This window comes from Pseudomonas sp. GM24 (assembly GCF_000282235.1).
Classification (GTDB): Bacteria; Pseudomonadota; Gammaproteobacteria; order Pseudomonadales; family Pseudomonadaceae; genus Aquipseudomonas.
In genome coordinates this window covers 1-3,127 of record NZ_AKJR01000364.1, presented here as the reverse complement: position 1 = coordinate 3,127, position 3,127 = coordinate 1, and the positions used below count along the sequence as shown (strand labels likewise).

Genomic DNA, 3,127 nt, shown 5'->3' with positions numbered 1-3,127 from the left:
AGGGCTAGGGTGAGGGCTTGGCACTGTCACACTTTGTCTCATCTTCAGTTATGCTCGCCGTTCGTCGTGAACACCCGGAGCCACTGACCTTATGTCCCCCACTCGCCTGTTTCTCCCCCTCGCCCTTTCATTGCTGGCCGCGTGCGCCACGCAACCGAAACACAACGTGACCGTGGAAAAACAAAGCGAATGCCCGGTGCGGCTCACTAACGGGCAAAACCTCATCATCATGCTGCCAAGCAACCCGACCACGGGTTATCGCTGGGCCATTCAGGACTCGGCTGGCGGTGTATTGCGCGCACTCAGCCCCGAGGTCTACAGCAATCCGGAAGACGCTGGCGTGGTCGGCGCAGCAGGTCTGTCGACCTGGCGCTTCCAGGCCTTCGCCCCCGGCACCGGGCGCCTGCGCCTGACTTCACAACAACCGTGGGCACCGGAAGTGCTGCCGGTGGAAACCTTTGACTGCGCCATTTCGGTAAATTGATCGTGGGCTGGCTGATTCTGGCGCTGATGGGCGCGGTGACGTTTCTCTACGGTGTCAGCACCCATGCGGCGTTGCTGTGCCTGTTGGTCAAACCGTTGCCGGTGCTGGCATTGCTCGGCTGGCTGCACGACGCGCCACCCAGTGACTATCGGCGCTGGATCAGTCTCGGTCTGATTTTCTCGTTACTGGGTGATGTGTTGCTGGCGTGGCCGGGCGATCTGTTCGTGTTTGGCCTCGGCGCGTTTCTGGTTGCGCATCTGGCTTATCTGAAGGCTTATCTGAGTGACTGCAAGCGTCTGGCGGTGTTGCCGCTGGTGCTCGCCCTCGGTGTTGGCGCGATGCTGCTAGGTCTTCTGATTTCCAGCGGTCTTGGGCCATTGCTGGTGCCGGTGATTGTTTATGGCACGGCGATCAGCGCGATGCTCTGGCGCGCACTGGCCCGTTTGGGCACCGATGTGCCGAAACGCTCGGCGTTGCTAGCGGCGGGCGGTGCGCTGGCGTTTGTGTTCTCGGACAGCGTGATCGGTATTGATCGCTTCGTATCGCCATTCCACGCCGCGCCATACGTCATCATCCTCAGCTACTGGCTGGGCCAGTGGGGCATCGCCGCCTCCGCTTTCTCCCAGACCAAACGGATCTGATCGTTCCCACGCTCCGCGTGGGAATGCATCCTGTGACGCTCTGCGTCATTTGCGCAGGGACGCGGAGCGTCCGGGGCGGCATTCCCACGCAGAGCGTGGGAACGATCAACCAGAGCAATATCCCCGCGTTTTATCAGACAACCCAAGCATCCCCGCGCCCTTTTGGCTAAAATGCCGGCCTTTCCATTTACACCGCCGGAACCGCCGTGAGCAAAGAACCCGATCGTATTTTCGCCAAGCCTTTGGCCCAGGTGCCTGACTTCGCCTTCAATGAAGACGTGGTGCGGGTGTTCCCGGACATGATCAAGCGCTCGGTGCCGGGTTACCCGACCATCGTCGAAAACCTCGGTGTGCTCGCCGCACAGTTCGCCCAGCCGAACAGCGTGCTCTACGACCTCGGTTCATCGCTGGGTGCAGTGACTCAGGCCTTGCGCCGTCACGTGCGCACCGACGGCTGCCGGGTGATCGCTGTGGATAACTCTGCCGCGATGGTCGAACGCTGCCGCGAATACCTCAACGGTCAGGATTCGATGTTCCAGGAGTTGCTGCCGGTTGAAGTGATCGAAGGCGACATCCTCGCCCTCGACTTTCAGCCTGCTTCGGTGGTGGCGCTGAACTTCACCCTGCAATTTATCGCCCCGGATCAGCGTACCGCGTTGCTCTCGCGCATTCGCCAATCGCTGCTGCCGGGCGGCGCGCTGATCCTCTCGGAGAAGCTGCGCTTCAACGATGCCGAAGAACACGCGCTGCTCACCGATCTGCACGTCGCCTTCAAACGCGCCAACGGCTACAGCGAACTGGAGATTGCCCAGAAACGCAGCGCCATCGAAAACGTCATGAAGCCCGACAGCCTCGAAGAACACCGCGAACGCCTGTTGGCCGCCGGGTTCTCGAAAGTCGTGCCGTGGTTCCAGTGTCTTAACTTTGCCTCGTTGATTGCCTTGCCATGATTGATCTGTCCACCCTCGCCCGTCGTCTGGCCGGCACGCCGCTGGCCGAATGGGCCAACACCCTGCAGGCGCAACTCGACAAGAAAATGGAGAAAGGTCACGGCGACCTGGAGCGCTGGCAAAGTGCGCTGGATGCCTTGCCGAAAATTCAGCCGAGCGAAATCGATCTGCTCAATGGCCTGAAACTCGACACCGATTGCGACGACGAAACCCGTGCGCAGATGCGTACTGCATTGATGGGTTTGTCGCCGTGGCGCAAAGGGCCGTTCGATCTGTTCGGCGTGCACGTCGACACTGAATGGCGCTCGGACTGGAAATGGTCGCGCGTCGCCCCGCATCTGGATTTGAAAGGCAAACGCATCCTCGATGTCGGCTGCGGCAACGGCTACTACATGTGGCGCATGCTCGGCGCCGGCGCGAACAGCGTGATCGGTGTCGACCCGAACTGGCTGTTCTTCTGCCAGTTCCAGGCGGTGCAGCGTTACCTGTCCGAGCCGAATGCCTGGCACCTGCCGTTCCCGTTCGAAGACCTGCCGCCGAACCTGGAAGGCTTCGACACCGTGTTTTCGATGGGCGTGTTCTATCACCGTCGCTCGCCGATCGAGCACTTGCTGGCGCTGAAGGATTGCCTGGTCAAGGGCGGTGAACTGGTGCTGGAAACGTTGGTGGTGGAAGGCGACAAGCATCAAGTGCTGGTGCCGGAAGACCGTTACGCGCAGATGCGTAACGTGTGGTTCCTGCCGTCGGTGCCGGCGCTGGAGTTGTGGTTGCGTCGTGCCGGGTTCAGCGATATTCGCTGCGTGGATGTGAGCACGACAACGGTGGAAGAACAGCGCGGGACTGAGTGGATGAAGTATCAGTCGCTGAGTGATTTCCTTGATCCCGAGGACCACAGCAAAACCATCGAAGGATTGCCGGCGCCGATGCGCGCGGTGATTGTCGCGAAGAAGTAATCCGACCAATCACCGCGGTGAGCCCACCCCTCACCCCAGCCCTCTCCCCAAGGAGAGGGAGCTGATCGTTGAGCTTTTCAAGACTTGAGTTCGACTCGG

The 3,127-nt window shown here is 60.7% G+C and carries 4 protein-coding genes; all 4 read left to right on the top strand.

The features are described 5' to 3' along the window. The first annotated feature begins 91 nt into the window (after nt 1-91). Nucleotides 92-484: a protease inhibitor I42 family protein gene (locus PMI23_RS28395; protein WP_007916811.1), complete on the top strand. Its 393-nt coding sequence runs from the start codon at nt 92-94 to the stop codon at nt 482-484. Nucleotides 485-486: 2 nt separating this feature from the next. Beyond that, the gene (locus tag PMI23_RS28390; RefSeq protein WP_177321078.1) at nt 487-1,125 is read left to right on the top strand and encodes a lysoplasmalogenase; all 639 of its coding nucleotides are present in this window, start codon (nt 487-489) and stop codon (nt 1,123-1,125) included. Between the two features lie 206 nt (nt 1,126-1,331). Next, nucleotides 1,332-2,075: a carboxy-S-adenosyl-L-methionine synthase CmoA gene (gene cmoA / locus PMI23_RS28385; RefSeq protein WP_007916813.1), complete on the top strand. Its 744-nt coding sequence runs from the start codon at nt 1,332-1,334 to the stop codon at nt 2,073-2,075. After that, nucleotides 2,072-3,028 carry a tRNA 5-methoxyuridine(34)/uridine 5-oxyacetic acid(34) synthase CmoB gene (gene cmoB, locus PMI23_RS28380; RefSeq protein WP_007916814.1) on the top strand — a complete coding sequence of 319 codons (957 nt, stop codon included), beginning with the start codon at nt 2,072-2,074 and terminating at the stop codon, nt 3,026-3,028. The genes cmoA and cmoB overlap by 4 nt, the downstream gene beginning before the upstream one ends. Nucleotides 3,029-3,127: the final 99 nt, after the last annotated feature.

Excerpts from the sequence above, each read along its gene's own strand:
- PMI23_RS28395 (WP_007916811.1), top strand. The coding sequence starts at position 92 with ATGTCCCCCACTCGCCTGTTTCTCCCCCTCGCCCTTTCATTGCTGGCC.
- cmoB (WP_007916814.1), top strand. The coding sequence starts at position 2,072 with ATGATTGATCTGTCCACCCTCGCCCGTCGTCTGGCCGGCACGCCGCTG.